This window comes from Vagococcus lutrae, assembly GCF_003987555.1.
In the GTDB taxonomy this organism is placed as follows: Bacteria; Bacillota; Bacilli; order Lactobacillales; family Vagococcaceae; genus Vagococcus_A; species Vagococcus_A lutrae.
Map to the genome: position 1 here is coordinate 1 of NZ_NGJW01000002.1, position 21,304 is coordinate 21,304.

A 21,304-nucleotide genomic window follows, 5' to 3' on the forward strand; every position below is an offset into this window, starting at 1 on the left:
ATTATGGATGCTTTCAGAAGCAAAAATCACGTGTCATTTATCCAACAACTAAAAGAACTACCTGAAACATTAGATTCAGAATTTCGTAAGAAACTTCAAAACCTTTTAAACTATGAAGAAGGGATTCTTAATTCCTTAATATATCCTTATTCAAACGGTAAGATTGAAGCTAAAAACACACATATTAAAACCTTAAAACGGGTATCCTATGGATTTAAATCATTTGAGAACATGAAATTAAGAATATTCATGATGAATCGTCTCATTGAAGTAAAATAAAAAAGATGAATGGAACGAGTTCCACTCATCTTTCGACTTCATTTTGACTCATCAGTCCTATTTGACAAAGAGCCCATATCCCTTGTCAGGGGTTTTTTTAGGCATTTTTTAACGAAAATCTGATTTATATGCTATACTAAATAAGTTATTTGAGATGAAGAGGTGCGAAAATGGATGGAATAATTGCGCTATGGAAAGAACGAGGTATGACAAGCCACGATTGCGTATTTAAATTAAGAAAGATATTACAGACAAAAAAAATCGGGCATGGTGGGACGCTAGACCCAGATGTTGACGGTGTCTTACCTATTGCAGTTGGCAAAGGGACGAAGACGATAGAGTATTTACAAACACATGATAAACAATATACGGGTGAGATTACCTTAGGCTTTAGTACGACGACAGAAGATATTAGTGGAGAGAAGGTTGAGGTAACTCCGATTTTAGCTCCATTATCTGAAGAAGAAGTAGATCGTGTTATGGCTAGTTTTATTGGGACAATCACCCAAGTGCCACCAATGTACTCTGCTGTACGTGTTAACGGGAAACGTTTGTATGAATATGCACGTGAGGGGATACCGGTTGAACGTCCCCAACGTCAGACAACTATTTCTAGTTTTAAGCGAATTAGTCCACTTGTTTACGATGCTGAGAAGCAAACGGTCTCTTGGCGTTTTAATGTGATTTGCAGTAAGGGGACCTATGTGCGAACATTAGCTGTTGATACAGGAAAAGCGTTAGGTGTAGCAGCTCACATGTCTGACCTAACACGACTTGCAAGCGGAGGATTAACTTCCGCTAAAAGTTATCGTTTACAAGATATTCAAACAATGATGGAGCAGAATGATCGATCATTTTTACTTCCGATTGAATTAGCTTTTGAGCAGTTCCAACGTATTGACTTAACAAATGAGCGTTATGAAGATGTTCGTAATGGACGCTTTTTATCTTTGTCTGAATATCCGTTTGTTTCATTGGATGCACCGGTTGCTTGCTACTATCATGAAAAAATAGTTGCAATCTATCAGCAACATCCAACAAAAAGTGATTGGCTTAAGCCTGTTAAAGTATTAAGAATCAATGAATAAGGGAGTCTTATCATGAAAGTTATAACATTACATCATCCATATCATGCTAAACAAATACCTACTGAGTCAGTGGTGATGGTACTTGGTTTTTTCGATGGTGTTCATCGAGGTCATCAAGCCGTAATAAATGAAGGAAAAAAACAAGCAGAAGCGAGAGGCTTAAAGCTCGCTGTCATGACGTTTAATCAACATCCATCTATCGTCTTTAAAAAAATAGAACCTGGTACGATGAAATACTTAACAACTGTAGAACAAAAAGCGCGCCGCATGGAAGAATTAGGGGTCGACTATCTATATGTAGTCGAATTTACTTCTGCATTTGCAAGTTTAGCGCCACAAGATTTTGTCGACCAATACATTGTCGGATTACATGCACAAGTAGCGGTGGCAGGATTTGACTATACGTATGGACCTAAAGATATTGCCTCTATGGCGCAATTACCTTCATATAGTCAAAATCGTTTTGAAGTCGTACGAGTCGAAAAACAAGAAGCCTTAGGTGATAAAATCAGTTCGACGGCTATTAGAGCTGCGTTAGAAGCAGGTAAAATGGAAGAAGTCGCCCATTTATTAGGCTATGATTACGAGACTGAGGGAGTTGTCGTTCATGGAGATGCGCGCGGACGGACGCTAGGTTACCCAACCGCAAATATTCGTACCCCTCAAAAAGCACGTTTGCCAAAAAATGGTGTATATGCTGTTGAATTTGAAGTGGCTAATAAGACGTATCATGGTATGGCTCAAATAGGTTACAACATTACGTTTGAGAAAAACCGTGAAAAAACTGTGGAAGTTAATATTTTAGATTTTGATGCTGATATTTATGGAGAACAAGTGAGCGTTCGATGGTGTCATTACCTCAGAGGCGAAATTAAATTTGACGGCCCTGAAGGTCTGATTGCACAATTAAATCAAGATAAAATTGATACTCGAGAATATTTTGAGAAGAGAGGCGCTTAGAAGATGATAAAATCGGCGTATCTTCACATCCCGTTTTGTGAGCATATTTGCTATTATTGTGATTTTAATAAAGTTTTTATAGAAGGACAACCTGTTGATGAATACATCGATATGCTCATTCGTGAGATGAGTTTTCTAAAAGAGGAAGTTTCAGCTCATCCGCTCTCTACCATGTATATTGGTGGCGGTACGCCGACTTCCTTGAGTGCCAAGCAATTAGAAAAACTAATGATTGGGATTCATGAACAATTACCTCTAGCATCAGGAGTCGAATTTACCGTGGAAGCGAATCCTGGTGATTTAACAGCGGATAAGATTTCTGTCTTAAAAAATTATGGAGTCAATCGGCTTTCAATGGGCGTTCAAAGTTTTGATGACCGTTTGTTAAAAAAAATTGGGCGTAAACATACAGCCTCTGATGTTTTTGATACGATGAGATTATTAGAGAAGAGCGGCTTAAACAATGTGAGCATTGATTTAATTTACGCGCTACCCGGCCAATCACTAGAGAGCTTTCAAGACTCATTGGATAAAGCTCTTTCGTTAGACTTACCACACTACTCTCTGTATTCGCTAATCTTAGAGAATCAAACCGTTTTTTATAATCTAGCTAGACAGGGACGTTTGCATTTGCCAGATGAAGATGAAGAAGGAGATATGTTTGATCTTGCGGCATCGTTTATGGAGGCGCACGGTCGTAAACAATACGAGGTCAGTAATTTTGCGATTCCTGGTAAAGAGAGTCAGCATAACTTAGTCTATTGGAATAACGAAGAATACTATGGACTAGGTGCTGGAGCTAGCGGTTATTTAGATGGTGTGCGTTATCGTAATTTCGGTCCGATACAGCAATACATGCAGCCATTAAAAGAACAGAAAAGGCCTATACGTGATGAAGAAATTTTAACTGAACAGGCTCGTATGGAAGAAGAATTGTTTTTAGGTTTGCGAAAACGTGAAGGCGTCTCATATGCCTTATTCTATGAAAAATTTAACCAATCCCTAGATGAAGTTTTTGGAAATGTTATTGAAGAACTTGTTGCAGAAAAGTTGCTTGTGAAAGATACGCAACATATCGCCTTAACGCGTCGAGGCTTAGCACTTGGGAACAATGTTTTTCAGCGTTTCTTATTAGATAAATAACAACGACCAACAGATTAGCACTCAATTATAAAGAGTGCTAATCTGTTGGTCTTTTCTGTTGACAAAAAAAACACAGGTTGTTATACTAGATAATGTAGTTAGCACTTGTGCAATAAGAGTGCTAAAAAATCAGAGGAGGTGAGAGTTTGCTGACAGAACGCCAACAGTTAATATTAAAGTTGGTTATTCAACTTTATACTTCTGACGGATTGCCTGTAGGATCTAAAACGTTAATGAACGCTGGAGTTAAGGCGAGTTCTGCAACGATACGTAATGACCTTGCCGCCCTAGAACAAAAAGGTTACTTGGAAAAAACGCATACCTCTTCAGGAAGAATCCCTTCTGTTCAAGGTTATCGATTTTATGTCGACCACCTTTTACAGCCAAGATCGATGACACCAGCAGAAGTAAGTAGAATCAAAACCTCATTTCGTAAAGATTTTCGTGAGATTAACGATATTATTCAGCAATCAGCGAAAATACTCTCTGATTTAACAAGCTATACGGCGTTTTCATTGGGACCTGAAATCAATGAGCGCCGACTGACAGGATTTAGAATTGTTCCTTTAAACAATCAACAATTGATGGCTATTATTGTAACGGATAAGGGGAATGTTGAAAGTCAGATATTCACGATACCACCATCGATTTCAAGTTCGGACATTGAACAAATCGTGCGAATTATTAATGATAAACTAATCGGAGAACCTTTGATTACCGTTTATCATAAATTACGGACAGAAATCCCATTGATTTTACAACGATATTTTCAATCGCCAGGCAGTGTCATGGATATTTTTGAAATGGCATTAGGTCAGGCATTTGAAGAGAAAGTATATGTGAGTGGGAAAATGAATTTACTCGATTTTGATTTGTTTTCAGATGTACCCTCATTTAAATCGATTTATTCTTTAATGGATAATCACGATGAAGTTGTGTCATTAATTGAGGTACCAGATGATGGCATAGAAATCAAGATTGGTAACGAACTTGAAAAAGATGAACTGGCAAGAATGAGTCTGATGACAGCCTCGTATCAAGTTCCTGGACATGGAAAAGGAACGATTGCAATTTTAGGTCCAACCAATATGTCTTATGCTAAGATGTTTGGTTTAATGGATGTCTTTCGCCATGAATTAGCGAATCATTTGACCGATTATTATCGTTTGATTGACTCGTTTTCCACATCTTAGAAAGAGAAAGGAAGGTTTGCATGACAGAGCATAACGAAGAACATGTAGCGCCTATCGACGAAGACGTAACGGCGGCTGAAGAAGAACAACAAGAGGAGATTGTTGAAGAAACAACGGTAGAAGAAGTAGATCCTGTTAAAGAATTAGAAGAATCTTTATCTGAAATGGAAGATAAGTTTTTACGTGCGCAAGCAGAAATAGCAAACATGCGTAATCGATTCCAAAAAGAGCGTGAAGGATTGTTAAAGTATCGTTCGCAAGATTTAGGTAAAGAGCTTTTAACAGCATTAGATAACTTAGAACGTGCACTCGATATTGAAGTGTCAGAAGAAACGGGAGAAAGCTTGAAAAAGGGAATTGAAATGGTCTATGAAAGCTTTATTGTTGCATTGAAAAATGCCGGCATTGAAGAAATCAAAGCTTTAGGCGAAACTTTTGACCCTAATGTCCACCAAGCGGTACAAACTGTACCATTAGAAGAAGGGCAACAAGCAGACGAAGTAGTGACCGTATTACAAAAAGGGTATCAACTACACGACCGAGTTTTAAGACCTTCAATGGTTATCGTTGCACAATAAAAATAAAACATAAAAGAAAAGAGGAACTTAATGATGAGTAAAATTATTGGTATTGACTTAGGAACAACAAACTCAGCAGTAGCAGTTTTAGAGGGTGGCGAAGCAAAAATTATTCCTAACCCAGAAGGAAATCGTACGACACCATCTGTTATTTCGTTTAAAGATGGCGAAATTCAAGTAGGGGAAGTTGCTAAACGTCAAGCAGTAACAAACCCAAATACGATTGCTTCTATTAAACGTTACATGGGACAAGCTGGTTATAAAGTAGAAATGGAAGGCAAATCGTATACACCACAAGAAATTTCAGCAATGGTATTACAATACATGAAAGGTTTTGCTGAAGATTACCTTGGCGAAAAAGTAACAAAAGCCGTTATTACTGTCCCAGCTTATTTTAATGACTCACAACGTCAAGCAACAAAAGACGCTGGTAAAATTGCTGGACTAGAAGTTGAGCGTATTGTGAATGAGCCAACTGCAGCAGCTTTAGCTTATGGATTAGATAAAACAGATAAAGAAGAACGCGTTCTAGTCTTTGACTTAGGTGGCGGTACATTCGACGTTTCTATTTTAGAACTTGGTGACGGTGTATTTGACGTATTATCAACTGCCGGAGACAATAATCTAGGTGGGGATGACTTTGACGAAAAAGTGATTGATTACTTAGTCGCTGAATTCCGTAAAGAAAATGGTATCGACTTATCAAAAGATAAAATGGCTGTTCAACGTCTAAAAGACGCAGCTGAAAAAGCGAAAAAAGATTTATCAGGTGTGACAAGCACCCAAATCAGCTTGCCATTTATTACAGCAGGAGAAGCAGGACCTCTTCACTTAGAAATGACATTAACACGTGCAAAATTTGACGAGTTAACAGCAGACTTAGTAGAACGTACGAAAGCACCTGTTCGTCAAGCGCTTAAAGACGCAGGTCTATCAGCTTCTGAATTAGACGAAGTTATCTTAGTTGGTGGTTCAACACGTATTCCAGCGGTTGTCGAAGCTGTACACCGTGAAACAAATAAAGATCCAAACAAATCAGTTAACCCGGATGAAGTAGTAGCAATGGGTGCGGCTATCCAAGGTGGCGTTATCTCAGGAGATGTCAAAGATGTGGTATTACTTGACGTCACACCGTTATCATTAGGTATCGAAACAATGGGTGGCGTATTTACGAAGTTAATTGACCGTAACACGACGATTCCAACAAGCAAATCACAAGTATTCTCTACAGCAGCTGATAATCAACCAGCAGTTGACATTCATGTGTTACAAGGTGAACGTCCAATGGCAGCGGACAATAAAACACTTGGCCGTTTCCAATTAACGGATATTCCACCAGCACCACGTGGCGTACCTCAAATTGAAGTGTCATTTGACATTGACAAAGACGGTATTGTAAACGTAAGTGCTAAAGACTTAGGCACACAAAAAGAACAAAAAATCACTATCAAATCTTCTTCAGGTTTAACAGATGAAGAAATTGAAAAAATGGTTCAAGATGCAGAAGCTAACGCTGAAGCAGATAAAGCGCGTAAAGAAGAAGCTGACTTACGTAATGATGTGGATGCTTTATTATTCTCAGTTGACAAAACATTATCTGAATTAGAAGGTAAAGTGGACGAGGATGAAGTGAAAAAAGCGGAAGCAGCTCGTGATGAATTAAAAGCAGCGGTTGAAGAAAATGACTTAGAAAAAATGAAAACAAAACGTGATGAATTGAATGAAATCGTTCAAGCATTAACCGTTAAGTTGTATGAACAAGCTGCACAAGAACAAGCAGCTCAAGCAGAAAATGCTGACGCACAAGGAAGCGCTGATGATGTTGTCGATGCTGATTTTGAAGAAGTAGACGACAAATAATTTTGAAACAAGTTAAGGAAGCCAATCAGTTTTGATTGGCTTCTCTACTTGTAAGCTTTTTAAATGATAGTAGTTTGCTATATAAGTGATTTATGTTATGATTTAAAAGGCTTATTAGTTTATAGGGAATGGAGGAATACCCATGTCTAAGAGAGATTATTATGAAGTGCTGGGGGTATCAAAATCAGCCTCTGATGATGAGATAAAACGTGCGTACCGTAAATTATCTAAAAAATATCATCCAGATATAAATAAAGAACCTGATGCAGAAGATAAATTTAAAGAAGTATCTGAAGCTTATGAAGTATTAAGTGATCCACAACGAAAAGCGGCTTATGATCAATATGGTCATGCAAGTACTGATCCAAACTTCGGCGCAGGCGGCGGTTTTGGTGGCTTTGGAGGCGCAGGTGGATTCGGCGGTTTTGAAGATATTTTTGAATCGTTTTTTGGAGGCGGTGGTCGTACTGCTAATCCAAATGCACCGCGTCAAGGAGCCGATTTACAATACAATTTGGATTTAACATTTGAAGAAGCTATCTTCGGTGCTGAAAAGACGATTAAGTTCCGTCGTGAAGATAATTGTCAAACGTGTGGCGGTAGCGGAGCTAAAGCGGGGACACATCCTGAAACATGTTCAAAATGTCATGGTCAAGGGACTATTAATGTTGAACGACAAACGCCTTTAGGTCGTGTCATGAGCCGTCAAACGTGTGACCAATGTGGTGGTTCTGGTCAAACCATTAAAGATCCATGTTCAGATTGTCATGGTTCTGGTAGACAAGCTCGCACGCACTCTGTAAAAGTGAATGTTCCGGCCGGAGTGGAAGACGGTCAACAAATGCGCTTAAGTGGACAAGGAGAAGCCGGTTATAATGGTGGCCCTTATGGTGACTTATACGTAATTTTTGATGTTGAAGATAGTGATATCTTTGATCGTGACGGTAGCGATATATTTTATGAGTTACCGATTAGCTTTGTACAAGCAACATTAGGAGCAGAAGTAGAAGTCCCAACTGTACATGGTAAGGTTAAATTAAAAATTCCTGCAGGCACACAGTCTGGAACTAATTTCCGCTTAAGAGGCAAGGGAGCACCGCGTCTACGTGGTTCTAACAACGGCGATCATCATGTTAATGTGAAAATCATTACGCCTAAAAACTTAAACCATGAACAAAAAGAAGCGCTCCACGCTTTTGCTAAAGCAAGTGGCGACGATAATTTTGAACATGAAGAAGGTTTTTTTGATAAAATGAAAGACGCGTTTAATTTTGATAAGAAAAAGTAAAATGTTTCGACATTTTACTTTTTCTTTTTTTTATGGCATCCTTAAATTATATCTGTATAATAAAACAGTATTATAAATATGACGATTCTAATGAAAAGGAAGATACTATGAAGAAAAAATGGCTAGTAATAGCAGCAGTGTTTTTAATGGGGATGATGATAACAGGGTGTAAAAAAACAGATGATTCATCAAAAAATGCTGATAAATTAGATATTGTAACAACTTTTTATCCTATGTATGATTTTACTTCAAAAATTGTAGGAAATGAGGCAAATGTGACGATGCTGATTGATTCAGATGTTGAGCCACATGATTACGAACCGAGCGCTAAAGACTTGGCACGAATTCAAGATGCCGATGTGTTTATTTACAATTCAAAAGAAATGGAGTCATGGGTGCCGCGTTTACTTGATTCTTTAAAGGACAGTGAGATTAAAATTATTGAAGCAAGTGAAACATTACAAATGGAAAAAAATGATGAACATGGTGAACATGATGAAGATGGACATCATCATGTCTATGACCCGCATGTATGGTTAGACCCCGTGCTAGCACAACAACAAGTAACACATATTACCGATGAATTGAGCAAAGCATTTCCTGAAAATAAAGAGGTGTTTAGAGAGAATCAAGCAAATTTCAAAGAAAAACTTGTGCAGTTAGATACGGATTATCGACAAGCGTTTCAAAATGCGCCAAACCGTACTTTTGTAACACAACATGCTGCCTTTGGTTATTTAGCGAAACGTTATGACTTACATCCCGTTGCGATTGCCGGGTTGACACCTGATGCGGAACCAAGTTCTAAGACATTGGCACAGTTAAAAGATTTCATGGAAGCAAATAATATTACTGTGATTTATACCGAGCAAGGTGGCTCTAGTAAAATGGCAGAAACGATTGCGAAAGAAACCAATGCGGAGATTTTAACGTTGCACACACTTGAAAGTTTGAGCAAAAAAGAACGAGAAGAAAAAGAGGACTATCTTTCTATTATGCAGGAAAATTTAAAAGCACTTTCCTATAGTATCCATAACAAATAAAGCTGATCGTTCAGAAAAATTTACCTGAGAACGAATAGTCGTTACAATGAATAGACATGGGAGGGAAAGTCGTGGATTTAAAATTATTACTGTTTATTTTTGGCATTAACTTTGTCTATATTACGCTAAATACCATTCGTTTTATGTTGACGATGAAAGGGTACCGTTTATTAGCGCCACTTGTTAGTATTTTTGAGATTACTGTCTATGTAGTTGGTTTAAGCATGGTGTTAAATCGTTTGGATAACCCGCTAAACTTGATGGCCTATGCACTTGGATATGGAACGGGGATTGCTGTCGGGATTAAAATTGAGGAAAAACTCGCGCTCGGCTATATGATGGTTACAGTAATTTTACCTAAGACTGAAAGTATGTTAGCCAAACAACTTCGAGATTTGGGTTATGGTGTGACAGTCACTTATGGATATGGAAGAGAAGGCGAGCGGATGATTTTAGAAGTGTTGACTTCTCGTAAAAATGAGCGTGTCCTGTATCGTCAAATATCAGAAGACGAGCCTAAAGCGTTTGTGATTTCGCATGAACCTAAATATATATCCGGTGGCTTTTGGACAAAACGGATAAAAAAATAGCCTATTCTAATTAAATTATATAATGACCCCCAACCGTTTGATTTATATCTAACAGTTGGGGGTCGTTATAATGTTGTCAGTATGTTTATTATTCAATAATTTGAAGAGATTTTGGTGTTTGAGTAAAAGGTATCGCACCGTCTTCGGTAACGTAGTAGCAGTCTTCAATACGTACGCCGACATCTCCAGGGATATAAATACCTGGTTCGATTGAGAAGCACATGCCTTTTTCAATGACCATATCATTTCCTTCTACAAGTGAAGGGAATTCGTGAACACTTGTCCCAATACCATGTCCTAAACGATGGTTGAAGTATTCGCCATATCCAGCTTCGGTAATGACATCACGCGCAATTTTATCTAATTCACCCGCTGTAATACCTGGTTTGATAGCTTTTTCAGCTTCTAATTGTGCTTGTAAGACAATATTATAAATTTTTTCTTGATGAGCCGTGGGTTCTTTGTAAGAAACAGTTCGTGTGGCATCACTACAATAGCCTTTCCAAAGCACACCTAGGTCAAATAAAACAAATTCATTTGGTTTGACTGTATTATCAGAAGGAACGCCATGCGGACTTGCTGCATTTTCGCCCGCAAGAACAATCGTATCGAAACTCATTGAGGAAACCCCACGTAGTTTTAACTGGTATTCAATTTCTGCTAAGATTTCAAACTCTTTGACGCCTTCTTTAATTGCATTAAAGGCAACTTCGAATGCGACATCTGCCCAATCACCAGCTTCAATCATTAATTGTTTTTCATCGTCTGTTTTGATAAGCATTTGACGTTGAATAAAAGGGGTTAGGTCAGCTTTGACCTGTACATTTGAAAATTGGTCGCTAAACGCATCAAAATGAGCGACAGATAGGTTATCTTTTTCAATCGCTAAATGATTGACAGAAAAATGACGTTTCTCAAATGCTTGACGTATGATAGCCCAAGGGTTTTCGCTATCTAAGTAGCTTTCGACATCGTAATTCCAACCGCTTCGTTTAGCGTCTTCTGCGTCCAATCCCGGAGTAAAGAGGAAAGGCTCATGATTAGCTGATATGAACAGTGCCAGAATTCTTTCATGTGGTTCGCTATCAAAACCAGTAAAATAAGAAATATTATTCGGATGATTCAAATACGCTGTTTCAATTTGATTTTCTCTCATCCATTCTTGTAAAGCATTAATACGTTGTTGATACATTAACAACACATCCTTTCATGATATAACTATAGAACATAAAGTCATTTCTTTCAATCGATATCAAATTTTAAATTTTCTTTTCATTTTCATGAAAACAGTACTAAAACGCTTGCATTTGCTTTATTTTTCTGATATGTTATCAGTAGTTATAGAATATGTTATTTTCTGAAATGAAATGTAAATAGAAACGGAGAAAAGAAGAATGGAAAAACAAACAATTACAATTTATGATGTAGCTCGTGAAGCAAATGTTTCTATGGCTACGGTATCACGTGTTGTGAACGGCAACCAAAACGTAAAACCTGTGACAAGAAAAAAAGTATTAGAGGTTATTGAGCGCTTGGATTACCGACCAAATGCAGTGGCTAGAGGACTAGCAAGTAAGAAAACAACCACAGTCGGAGTTATTATCCCAGACGTTAGCAACATCTACTTCTCATCACTTGCGCGTGGTATTGATGACGTTGCAACGATGTATAAGTATAATATTATTTTAGCGAACTCAGACGGAAACGCCGAAAAAGAGATTAATGTGTTAAATAACTTGCTTGCTAAACAAGTAGATGGCGTTATCTTTATGGGACATCATATTACAGATGAGATTCGTGGAGAGTTTTCTCGCTCTAAAACACCAGTTGTGTTAGCTGGATCTATTGATCCAGATGAGCAAGTAGGTTCAGTTAATATTGACTATCACGAAGGAGCAAAAGAAGCCGTTGAATTATTGATTGAAAATGGCAATGAAAAAGTAGCCTTTGTAAGTGGCTCATTACTTGACCCGATTAATGGGAAAGAGCGTTTAGCTGGTTACAAAGAAGCATTGAAAAAACATGACTTAACGTATACTGAAGGATTAGTATTCGAGTCAGAATACGTCTATAAAAATGGGGAAGACCTAGCTGAGCGTTTACTTTTTGCTGGCGCAACAGCAGCTTACGTTGCCGATGATTTATTAGCAGTAGGTATTTCAAATGCATTAACAGATAAAGGCGTTAAGATTCCTGAAGAATTTGAAATTATTACAACAAATAATTCGCTATTAACCGACATTGTACGTCCAAAAATGACAAGTTTAACACAACCTTTATATGATATCGGTGCCGTTTCAATGCGTCTACTTACAAAAATGATGAATAAAGAGGAAAATGACGAAAAAACAGTTATTTTACCTCATGGCATTAGTCGTAAAGATTCAACAAAATAATATAATAAAAAACTTGGTATGTAAGGTCGCCGTTCAGGCAACTTACATACCAAGTTTTTTTAATCTTCATCGTCCTTACTATCTGACTCTTTTTCATCGTCTTTTTCAGGTTCTCTTGAAGTCGGTTTTGTTTCTTTTTTTGGTTTTGGGGGTGTTTTTTTAGGTTGTAAATGGGCATTCCAGAACTGTTGGTAATTGGCATCTGTCCCGCCAATACCAAAGCGGAAGTCAGGGTTAGCCGCACCATTTTGCGCGAAGTAACTTTGTACTTTTTTACCTGGTACGTTAATGTTACGTCCATTTATAGTGATATTCCCCATTTTTGTTCCGGTTAGATCAGATACTTCTGATTTAATCACGCTATTATCTAATTCAAAACGTTGATTGACTTTAAATAAGTCAGGTTGTTGTTGATAGGCAGCGTTTGCGATCATTGCCCACATTTGCATATTATTATTACCCCAACGATAATCCATCGAAGAATGTCCATCTTCTTTTCCAATCCATGTTGTTAATGTCACACCGGGTGTTGATGCAATAAACCAGTAGTCACGTTCTAATTCTGATGTCCCTGTTTTACCTACCCAGTCGGCATTGGCTAAGTTATTATCTAATCCATATAGTGCGCCTTTCGCGGGGCGACCAGTTCCGTTATTATCATTTAAGACGTGGCGCATTAAATCTTGCATGATAGTGGCGGTAGCTGGTTTGAAAACAGGAATACCGGCATCTTGATGTTCATATATAACCTCTTCATTTGGCGCTACAATCTTATGAATCATATAGCCTTTTTGATAAACGCCATTATTTGCCAATGTTTGATAATAATTCGTCTGTTCGTCAACCGTCACTTCTCCCGTACCAAGAGGTAGAGAGAGGTGTGAGAAGTTATCCGGATTAATTGTACTGTTCATTTTTTGGAAATAATCATAAACGTTGGTTCGTTCGATTAGTTTTTCGTACAAGTTTACGACAGGAATGTTGTCTGATACAGCTAAAGCTTTGCTAACCGACTTAAATTCATTTCCTGACTGTCCTCCGTAGTTCGTGAGTTTTCCACCACCCGGATAATTACGAGCATGATTGGAAAGTTGTGACTCACTGCCAATCATTCCTGTATCAATGGCTGGTGCGTACGCTACAATAGGTTTCATTGTCGAACCGGGTGAACGTCGTGAATTAAAAGCGTGGTTATTTTGACTTTCTTCGTAATTTCGCCCTGCTACGAAACCAATGATTTTTCCTGATTGATTTTCCATTAAGACACTACCTAGCTGAACGGTATTGCCTGAACCATCATCTAAAATATAGCCACTGTTTTGAGCAGTATTATTCATTGCTTCATAAATGTTTTTGTTGATCGTTGTTTGGACGACATATCCACCACGTCGTAATTCGCGTTCAGCTAATTGATAGTACTTGTCATAGAGCTTGTCATCTTTTTTAATATCGGCTTCGCTAATGTTATCCTTTTCGTAAATCTTTGTCATAAGCGTTTCAATCGTGTCATTTTCTACTTGATAGTATAAGTAGTTATTCGTCTGATCAGTGATAATTTCTTGAGGTAAGAAGTCTTGTTTTAAATCGTAGTTTAAAGCTTCTTCGTATTGTGCTTTATCAATAAATTTTTCACGATACATGCTATATAACACTTGATTTTTCCGTTCTAGACCATAAGTTAACCCTTCATCTGGTTTGATTTGTCCAAGATTAGTGTAGGGTGAATAAACAATAGGACTTTGCGGTAAGCCCGCGATAAACGCTGCTTGAGGAAGTGATAAATCATCAGCATTTTTTCCAAATAATCCTCGCGCTGCTTCTTGAATTCCAGCAATATTTTGTCCTTTATTATTTCTTCCGAAAGGGGAAACATTTAAATAGGCAGTTAATATTTCTTCTTTCGACAACATTTTTTCTAAGCGAAGAGCTAAAAGGATTTCATTGGCTTTTCGTGAGAATGTGGTTTCGTCTGTTAAAATTTGTTGCTTAACTAACTGTTGAGTCAAGGTTGAACCGCCAGATTGTCCGCCAATTCCAGTAATATCTGAGATAACGGCACGAAGTAAGGCTTTAGGTACAATGCCTTTATGTACGTTAAAGTATTCATCTTCCGTCGCAATTAGTGCTTGTTCTACAATTGGTGAGATTTGCTCGGAATTGACACGCGTTCTAACTAAATCTGATTTAAAGTCAGCGATTTTTTCTCCATTATCATAGGTAAAGGAGGAGACTAATTCAATATCATTGATTGCTTTGACCATTGTTTCCTTATCTGGTACTTCTGTATCTGAAACAAGAAAAGCAAAATAGCCTAACCCAATCCCTAATGACAAGGTGCCCCCTAATATCAAGACTGTTATAAAAAAGTAACCTAGCGAACGTAAGACGCTAAGGAAAACATTTAGTCCGAAAAACACCCGTTCTTTATTCATTTTTGTTTCATCACCCCTAATTCCTTTGATAGAATCACTTTATTATAACAAAATCTTTTATTCAATGGTAGGATTCTTTACAAGATACAACTTTTGTCGTAGATAATTTGATTAAAAACAGTTGAAAGTCTTTTCATTACTACGGGAATAAGATAAGATAAAGAAGTATAGATTACAAGGAGGAAGTTAGATGAGCACAGATTTTTTACAAGAATTGCGTGATCGCGGTTTAGTCTATCAGATTACGGATGAAGAAGCCTTACAAGAAAAATTAAATAAAGAGTCTGTTAAACTTTATATTGGGTTTGACCCCACTGCAGATAGTTTACACATTGGACATCTTTTGCCGATTTTAACGTTACGTCGTTTCCAATTACAAGGACATGTACCCATTGCCTTAGTTGGAGGCGGTACGGGGATGATTGGAGACCCATCATTTAAAGATGCTGAGAGAAGTTTAAATACCACTGAAACGGTAGCATCATGGGCAGACAGTTTACGGAAACAATTAGAATCATTTATTGATTTTGAAAATGATCAAAACCCAGCAATTATTGCGAACAACCATGATTGGTTAGGCAGTATGTTATTGATTGACTTCTTAAGAGATGTTGGTAAAAATTTTACCATCAATTATATGATGAGTAAAGAAAGTGTTAAGCGTCGTATTGAGACAGGTATCTCTTATACTGAGTTTGCGTATCAATTACTTCAGGCATACGATTTTCTAAAATTATATGACACCCATGATTGTTCATTACAGTTAGGTGGTAGTGACCAGTGGGGGAATATTACATCTGGAATCGAATTATTGCGCCGCGAACGAGAAGTCCAAGGTTACGGGCTTACTATGCCACTTATTAAAAAGGCAGACGGAACAAAATTCGGTAAAACTGAAGGAAATGCGGTTTGGTTAGACGCAGAAAAAACAAGCCCTTATGAGTTTTATCAATTCTGGTATAACACTGATGACCGTGATGCTGTTCAATTCTTAAAATATTTTACTTTCTTATCATTAGAAGAGATTGCTGAGATTGAAAAAGAGTTTATGGCAGCCCCACACCAACGTGCTGCACAAAAAGTATTGGCGCGTGAAGTCACTACGCTAGCTCATGGCGAAGCAGCGTATGAACAAGCACTTAAGATTTCAGAGGCGTTGTTTAGTGGAGATATCAAAGAGTTAAATGCCGAAGAAATCAAACAAGGATTTAAAGATGTTCCTAACTATAATGTTGATTCAGAGGATGACTTAAATATTGTTGAACTATTAGTTACTTCTGGTCTCGTCACATCTAAACGTCAAGCACGTGAAGATGTCACTAACGGTGCGATTTATATTAATGGTGACCGCGTACAAGATTTAGATTATCAATTAGATGAAACAGATAAGATTGATAATCAATTTACAGTACTTCGACGTGGTAAGAAGAAATATTTCTTGCTAAAATTTTAATTAAGCATAGAGGACAATGTCTGAGAACATTGTCCTTTCTTTTTTGTGATTGAATCAAACAGTTTCGTTGAGTCTCTTTACAAAAAAAGATACAATAAGGTAGTAGTGATGATACGAGGAGGAAAGTCGATGTTATTAGGTTCTCATGTAAGTATGAGTGGCAAAAAAATGCTATTAGGTTCAGCAGAAGAAGCAGCAAGTTATGGTGCTTCAACGTTTATGATTTATACAGGTGCCCCACAAAATACGCGCCGTAAAGCGGTAGAAGAAATGAATATACCAGCAGGGCAAGCATATATGACAGAAAATGGTTTGAGTCACATGGTGATTCATGCGCCATATATCATTAATCTAGGAAATACTAAAAAACCAGAAAATTTTGGTTTTGCTACACAGTTTTTAAGAGATGAGATCGCTCGTTCGGAAGCGTTAGGTGGAACGCAAATTACCATGCATCCTGGCGCCCATGTTGGAGCAGGAGCTGATGCTGGGATTGCACAAATTGTCAAAGGTTTAAATGAAGTGTTGACGCGTGAACAAGTACCACAGATAGCGTTGGAAACAATGGCTGGTAAAGGAACGGAAATCGGACGTTCGTTTGATGAAATTGCACGGATTATTGATGGTGTGACATTTAACGAGAAGTTATCGGTCACGTTGGATACGTGTCATATTCATGATGCGGGATATGATGTTCAAGATTTTGATGCAGTGTTAACAGAGTTTGACAAAATTATCGGTTTAGACCGATTAAAAGTCATCCACGTCAATGATTCGAAAAATGTTAGAGGGGCGCAAAAAGACCGCCACGCTAATATCGGATTTGGTGAGATAGGATTTGAAGCGTTAAATCGTGTCGTTCATCATGAAGCACTGGTTGACTTGCCTAAAATTTTAGAAACACCATATGTTGGTCCAGATAAGAAAACAGCGAAAGCACCTTATGGTTTTGAAATTGCGATGTTAAAAAAAGGCGTTTTTGAGCCTAATTTACTTGAGCAAATTCAAGAAGCATAGATGTCAGGCTATTTTTGAAAATTTCATTAAAAAACTTTCCCAATCACTGTAAAATGTAGTACAATTAATGATTGAGAGTAGAAGTTTTAATGGAAGGAGCGAATAGATATGAGCACAGGATGGGTTATCTTAATTGCTGTGATAGCTTTAGCAATCGGTGTGGTAGGCGGATTTTTCTTAGCACGCAAATACATGGAAGATTACTTACAAAAAAATCCTCCCGTTAATGAGGATATGTTACGTATGATGATGATGCAGATGGGTCAAAAACCGTCAGAGAAAAAACTGCGTCAAATGATGGCGAACATGAAAACACAAACTGGGAAAAAATAGTCCCAGTTTATTCATGATAGAAAAACGGGTTGCTTTTTTAGGCACCTGTTTTTTTATTTAGGTAAAAGGAGGTAGACATATGCAAATTTTTAAAAAGTTAGGTTGGTTTTTTAAAGAAGAAAAAAAGGCCTACACGTTAGGAATTATCTCTTTAATTTTAGTAGCGCTTTTACAAGTTATTACCCCACGTATGATTGGGATGATTGTCGATGCGATTAATATCGGGACATTAACGTCTAGTCGATTGTGGAAAATGGTAGGGATTATTGTTGTAGCAGGAATAGGTCAGTATGCGTTACGTTATGTATGGCGTACGAATATTTGGGGGAGTGCAGCTCGTTTAGAAAAACGATTAAGAAAAAACTTGTTTCATCATTTCACTCGTATGGACCAAATTTTCTTTCAAACATACCGTACAGGAGATTTAATGGCACATGCGACAAACGACTTAAATGCCATTCAAATGGTTGCCGGTGCTGGTATTTTAACGTTGGTAGACTCGTTACTTAATGGGGGAGTTACTATCATTGCGATGTTATTAATTGATTGGCGTTTGACGCTTATCGTCTTATTACCGTTACCTTTATTAGGTTTAACGTCGCGAAAACTAGGGTCTAAACTACATACTGCATTTCGTGATTCGCAAGCAGCTTTTTCGACAATTAACGATAAAGTTCAAGAGAGTATCTCAGGTATCAAAGTTATTAAAACATTTGGACAAGAAGCAGAAGATATCGTTGATTTTGAAACAAAAGTTGATGAAGCAACCGTTAAAATCAATCGCGTCAATTTTTTGGACTCATTATTCGATCCGATTATTACTTTTATTATTGGTCTTTCATACGCGGTTACGATTTTAGCAGGTGGCTATTTTGTTATGAATGAGTTCATTTCGATTGGTGAAATGGTCGCATTTTTTGGCTACATCACGATGTTAGTCTGGCCGATGTTTGCTATTGGGCGTTTGTTTAATATTTTAGAGCGCGGTAGTGCGAGTTATGACCGTGTACAAGAGCTTTTATCAGAAAAATCAACTATTATCGAATCTCCGACAGCCATTCAAACACCAGCTAAAGGCGATGTTGTGATAGATATTGCACAATTTAGCTATCATGATGAAGATACGCCGACGTTAGAAAATATTGATATTCATCTTAAACGTGGTGAAACGTTGGGAATCGTCGGGAAAACAGGTGCAGGTAAAACAACCTTATTAAAACTTTTAATGCGTGAATATGATGATTTTGACGGCAAAATCTTATTTGGTGATTATGAATTAAAAGACTATTCACTAGATGCGTTATTGAATACGATTGGTTACGTTGCCCAGGATAACTTCTTGTTTTCAATGACGATTCGCGATAACATTCGCTTTGCCAAACCAGATGCCACACAAGAAGAAGTCGAAGCGGTTGCCAAAATGACGGCCATTCATGATGATATTTTAGGGTTTCCTGAAGGGTACGACACGCTTGTTGGCGAACGTGGGGTTTCATTGTCGGGTGGTCAAAAGCAACGTATTTCGATTGCTCGTGCCTTGATACTGAATCCAGAGTTATTAATATTGGATGACGCGTTATCAGCTGTTGACGCTAAGACGGAGGAACAGATTCTTACGAACTTGAAACAAATGCGTCAAGACAGAACGACAGTTATTACCGCTCATCGCTTAAGTAGTGTCATGCATAGTGAAGAAATCGTCGTTATTGAAGAGGGTCATATCGCTGAAAGAGGTACTCATCATGAATTAGTAACGCAACATGGATGGTATGCGAAGATGTATGAACAACAGCAATTGGCTTCTAAAATTGAAGGAGGGGGAATATAATGGCAAAACAAAGCGAATCAGCTTGGGCTAAGTCGATGCCGGCGAAAGAACAATTACATGTTGTTAAGCGCCTTTTCGTCTATACAAAACCCTATTTAAATTATTTTATTCCGGCTATCCTTTTTGCAATGGCACTATCAGCTGTTAATATGATCCTTCCGAGAATTATTCAACGGTTTATCGATGGTTATTTAAAAGTAGGAAATGCAACAGAACGGATTATCTTTTATTTTGCCGGTCTTTATTTGGCGGCAGTTCTTTTAAAAAGTATCGTGTGGTTTTTTCAAACATATCTTTATTCAAAAGCGTCTGTCCGTACGTTTCAACATATTCGTGTGAGTCTATTTAAAAAAGTACAAGGACTAGGTATGCGTTATTTTGATCAAACACCTGCTGGTTCTATTGTTTCACGTGTGACGAATGACACCGAAACTCTTTTTGAATTTTGGTTTGTCTTTTTAAGTATTATGACCGGGATTTTTGGCGTCATTGCTGCTTTCATCGCGATGTGGACGATTGATCCGAAATTAAGTCTTATTATCATGATGTTCCTACCATTATTATTGCTAATTATTTGGTATTATCAGAAATTCAGTTCGAGAGTTTATCGTCAAATGCGTGAAAAATTGAGTCAATTGAATACAAAACTAAATGAGTCGATTTCTGGTATGTCTGTCATTCAACAATTTAGACAAGAAAAACGCTTAGAGGAAGAGTTTGAAGCGACAAATGATGATTATTTAAAAACAAAATATGCAATGATACGTACGAATTCATTGCTCTTAGCGCCAGTTATCAACTTGCTCGTTGCTTTATCAACGGCCATTGTTTTGTACTATTTTGGTTATCAATCGCTTGACAAGTTTGTCGAGATTGGTTTGATTTATGCGTTTATTACTTACGTTCAAACGTTCTTTCAACCGATGATTAGTATGATGGATTTCTTAAGTATTTTTCAAGACGGTGTCGTGGCGGGAAGTCGTATTTTAAAAATTATGGACCATGAAGAAATTGCTCCACAACAAAACGAAGCTTCGACGGCGACGATAGAAGAAGGGAAAATTGAATTTCGAAATGTGACTTTCTCTTATGACGGTGAACATCATGTGTTAAAAAACATAAGTTTCATTGCTCATCCAGGTGAAACTGTGGCTTTAGTCGGGCATACTGGTAGTGGTAAAAGTTCGATTATTAACGTGATGATGCGCTTCTATGAATTTTATGAAGGAGAAATTTTAATTGATGACCGTGACATTCGTGACTATCCTATTGCTGAGTTACGACGTAAAATGGGACTTGTTTTACAAGATGCCTTTATGTTTTACGGTGATATTAAAGGAAATATCCGTATGTTAGACCCAACGATTACTGATGCTGAAATTCGTGAAGCAGCAGAGTTTGTGCAAGCGGATGCCTTTATTAAGACCCTACCTGGTCAGTATGATGCAAAAGTAATTGAACGAGGTGCTAGTTATTCAAGTGGTCAACGTCAGTTAATCTCTTTTGCGCGTACGATTGTAACGAATCCTAAAATTTTAATTCTCGATGAAGCGACAGCTAATATCGATACAGAAACTGAAAGTTTGATACAAGATGGGTTAGCAAGAATGCGTCAAGGACGCACTACGTTAGCTATTGCTCACCGCTTATCGACTATTAAAGATGCCAATACCATTCTTGTTTTGGATAAAGGTCGTATCGTCGAGCAAGGAAATCATGATGAACTTATTGCTCATCAAGGTCTATACTATGATATGTATCGTTTGCAAAAAAGTGAAGAAAATGAATAAGAAAAAGCATCTAATCGTTTGAACGATTAGATG

At 37.6% G+C, this 21,304-nt stretch carries 18 protein-coding genes; 16 read left to right on the forward strand and 2 right to left on the reverse strand.

The genetic code is table 11. The features are described 5' to 3' along the window. From CBF33_RS01710 to CBF33_RS01755, 10 genes are all read left to right on the forward strand, one after another. The coding region (locus CBF33_RS01710; RefSeq protein ID WP_148112232.1) for a transposase at positions 1 to 279 on the forward strand (279 nt) is incomplete at its 5' end. A 170-nt stretch (positions 280 to 449) separates the two neighbouring features. Further along, on the forward strand, positions 450 to 1,367 hold the full coding sequence (gene truB, locus CBF33_RS01715; RefSeq protein WP_126761004.1) for a tRNA pseudouridine(55) synthase TruB: 918 nt from the start codon (positions 450 to 452) through the stop codon (positions 1,365 to 1,367). 12 nt (positions 1,368 to 1,379) lie between these two features. Beyond that, the gene (gene ribF / locus CBF33_RS01720) at positions 1,380 to 2,327 is read left to right on the forward strand and encodes a riboflavin biosynthesis protein RibF (protein WP_126761011.1); all 948 of its coding nucleotides are present in this window, start codon (positions 1,380 to 1,382) and stop codon (positions 2,325 to 2,327) included. Between the two features lie 3 nt (positions 2,328 to 2,330). Next, positions 2,331 to 3,470: a radical SAM family heme chaperone HemW gene (hemW, locus tag CBF33_RS01725; protein ID WP_126761013.1), complete on the forward strand. Its 1,140-nt coding sequence runs from the start codon at positions 2,331 to 2,333 to the stop codon at positions 3,468 to 3,470. A gap of 146 nt (positions 3,471 to 3,616) precedes the next feature. Then, the gene (gene hrcA / locus CBF33_RS01730) at positions 3,617 to 4,663 is read left to right on the forward strand and encodes a heat-inducible transcriptional repressor HrcA (protein WP_126761015.1); all 1,047 of its coding nucleotides are present in this window, start codon (positions 3,617 to 3,619) and stop codon (positions 4,661 to 4,663) included. A gap of 20 nt (positions 4,664 to 4,683) precedes the next feature. After that, on the forward strand, positions 4,684 to 5,241 hold the full coding sequence (gene grpE / locus CBF33_RS01735) for a nucleotide exchange factor GrpE (protein ID WP_126761017.1): 558 nt from the start codon (positions 4,684 to 4,686) through the stop codon (positions 5,239 to 5,241). A 33-nt stretch (positions 5,242 to 5,274) separates the two neighbouring features. After that, entirely contained in the window at positions 5,275 to 7,101 is a 1,827-nt protein-coding gene (gene dnaK, locus CBF33_RS01740) for a molecular chaperone DnaK (protein WP_126761401.1), read from the forward strand. A 142-nt stretch (positions 7,102 to 7,243) separates the two neighbouring features. After that, the gene (gene dnaJ / locus CBF33_RS01745) at positions 7,244 to 8,389 is read left to right on the forward strand and encodes a molecular chaperone DnaJ (RefSeq protein ID WP_126761019.1); all 1,146 of its coding nucleotides are present in this window, start codon (positions 7,244 to 7,246) and stop codon (positions 8,387 to 8,389) included. A 107-nt stretch (positions 8,390 to 8,496) separates the two neighbouring features. Continuing rightward, entirely contained in the window at positions 8,497 to 9,432 is a 936-nt protein-coding gene (locus CBF33_RS01750; RefSeq protein ID WP_126761021.1) for a metal ABC transporter substrate-binding protein, read from the forward strand. A gap of 56 nt (positions 9,433 to 9,488) precedes the next feature. Beyond that, positions 9,489 to 10,022 (forward strand): DUF2179 domain-containing protein, encoded by a 534-nt coding sequence (locus CBF33_RS01755; RefSeq protein WP_126761023.1) that lies wholly within the window; start codon positions 9,489 to 9,491, stop codon positions 10,020 to 10,022. Between the two features lie 88 nt (positions 10,023 to 10,110). Here CBF33_RS01755 and CBF33_RS01760 read toward each other — a convergent pair whose 3' ends face one another. Next, on the reverse strand, positions 10,111 to 11,214 hold the full coding sequence (locus CBF33_RS01760; RefSeq protein WP_126761025.1) for a M24 family metallopeptidase: 1,104 nt from the start codon (positions 11,212 to 11,214) through the stop codon (positions 10,111 to 10,113). Positions 11,215 to 11,416: 202 nt separating this feature from the next. Between CBF33_RS01760 and ccpA the strand changes: the two genes are divergently transcribed. After that, positions 11,417 to 12,418 carry a catabolite control protein A gene (gene ccpA / locus CBF33_RS01765; RefSeq protein WP_126761027.1) on the forward strand — a complete coding sequence of 334 codons (1,002 nt, stop codon included), beginning with the start codon at positions 11,417 to 11,419 and terminating at the stop codon, positions 12,416 to 12,418. Between the two features lie 59 nt (positions 12,419 to 12,477). Here ccpA and CBF33_RS01770 read toward each other — a convergent pair whose 3' ends face one another. Beyond that, positions 12,478 to 14,850 carry a transglycosylase domain-containing protein gene (locus CBF33_RS01770; protein WP_126761029.1) on the reverse strand — a complete coding sequence of 791 codons (2,373 nt, stop codon included), beginning with the start codon at positions 14,848 to 14,850 and terminating at the stop codon, positions 12,478 to 12,480. A gap of 190 nt (positions 14,851 to 15,040) precedes the next feature. On the opposite strand from CBF33_RS01770, the gene tyrS reads away from it, so the two are divergent. The 5 genes from tyrS (at position 15,041) to CBF33_RS01795 (ending at position 21,271) form a co-directional block, all read left to right on the forward strand. Next, positions 15,041 to 16,303 (forward strand): tyrosine--tRNA ligase, encoded by a 1,263-nt coding sequence (gene tyrS, locus CBF33_RS01775; protein ID WP_126761031.1) that lies wholly within the window; start codon positions 15,041 to 15,043, stop codon positions 16,301 to 16,303. A 129-nt stretch (positions 16,304 to 16,432) separates the two neighbouring features. Then, positions 16,433 to 17,320 (forward strand): deoxyribonuclease IV, encoded by an 888-nt coding sequence (locus tag CBF33_RS01780; RefSeq protein ID WP_126761034.1) that lies wholly within the window; start codon positions 16,433 to 16,435, stop codon positions 17,318 to 17,320. Between the two features lie 108 nt (positions 17,321 to 17,428). After that, positions 17,429 to 17,653: a YneF family protein gene (locus CBF33_RS01785; protein WP_023606181.1), complete on the forward strand. Its 225-nt coding sequence runs from the start codon at positions 17,429 to 17,431 to the stop codon at positions 17,651 to 17,653. 79 nt (positions 17,654 to 17,732) lie between these two features. Beyond that, positions 17,733 to 19,481: an ABC transporter ATP-binding protein gene (locus CBF33_RS01790; RefSeq protein WP_126761036.1), complete on the forward strand. Its 1,749-nt coding sequence runs from the start codon at positions 17,733 to 17,735 to the stop codon at positions 19,479 to 19,481. Next, a complete protein-coding gene (locus tag CBF33_RS01795; protein ID WP_126761038.1) occupies positions 19,481 to 21,271 on the forward strand; it encodes an ABC transporter ATP-binding protein in 1,791 nt (596 codons plus the stop codon). Before CBF33_RS01790 ends, CBF33_RS01795 begins: the two co-directional genes overlap by 1 nt. Positions 21,272 to 21,304: the final 33 nt, after the last annotated feature.

Coding starts and splice junctions, on each gene's coding strand:
- truB (WP_126761004.1), top strand. CDS start 450: ATGGATGGAATAATTGCGCTATGGAAAGAACGAGGTATGACAAGCCAC.
- ribF (WP_126761011.1), top strand. CDS start 1,380: ATGAAAGTTATAACATTACATCATCCATATCATGCTAAACAAATACCT.
- hemW (WP_126761013.1), top strand. CDS start 2,331: ATGATAAAATCGGCGTATCTTCACATCCCGTTTTGTGAGCATATTTGC.
- grpE (WP_126761017.1), top strand. CDS start 4,684: ATGACAGAGCATAACGAAGAACATGTAGCGCCTATCGACGAAGACGTA.
- dnaK (WP_126761401.1), top strand. CDS start 5,275: ATGAGTAAAATTATTGGTATTGACTTAGGAACAACAAACTCAGCAGTA.
- dnaJ (WP_126761019.1), top strand. CDS start 7,244: ATGTCTAAGAGAGATTATTATGAAGTGCTGGGGGTATCAAAATCAGCC.
- CBF33_RS01750 (WP_126761021.1), top strand. CDS start 8,497: ATGAAGAAAAAATGGCTAGTAATAGCAGCAGTGTTTTTAATGGGGATG.
- CBF33_RS01755 (WP_126761023.1), top strand. CDS start 9,489: ATGGGAGGGAAAGTCGTGGATTTAAAATTATTACTGTTTATTTTTGGC.
- CBF33_RS01760 (WP_126761025.1), bottom strand. CDS start 11,214: ATGTATCAACAACGTATTAATGCTTTACAAGAATGGATGAGAGAAAAT.
- ccpA (WP_126761027.1), top strand. CDS start 11,417: ATGGAAAAACAAACAATTACAATTTATGATGTAGCTCGTGAAGCAAAT.
- CBF33_RS01770 (WP_126761029.1), bottom strand. CDS start 14,850: ATGAATAAAGAACGGGTGTTTTTCGGACTAAATGTTTTCCTTAGCGTC.
- tyrS (WP_126761031.1), top strand. CDS start 15,041: ATGAGCACAGATTTTTTACAAGAATTGCGTGATCGCGGTTTAGTCTAT.
- CBF33_RS01780 (WP_126761034.1), top strand. CDS start 16,433: ATGTTATTAGGTTCTCATGTAAGTATGAGTGGCAAAAAAATGCTATTA.
- CBF33_RS01785 (WP_023606181.1), top strand. CDS start 17,429: ATGAGCACAGGATGGGTTATCTTAATTGCTGTGATAGCTTTAGCAATC.
- CBF33_RS01790 (WP_126761036.1), top strand. CDS start 17,733: ATGCAAATTTTTAAAAAGTTAGGTTGGTTTTTTAAAGAAGAAAAAAAG.
- CBF33_RS01795 (WP_126761038.1), top strand. CDS start 19,481: ATGGCAAAACAAAGCGAATCAGCTTGGGCTAAGTCGATGCCGGCGAAA.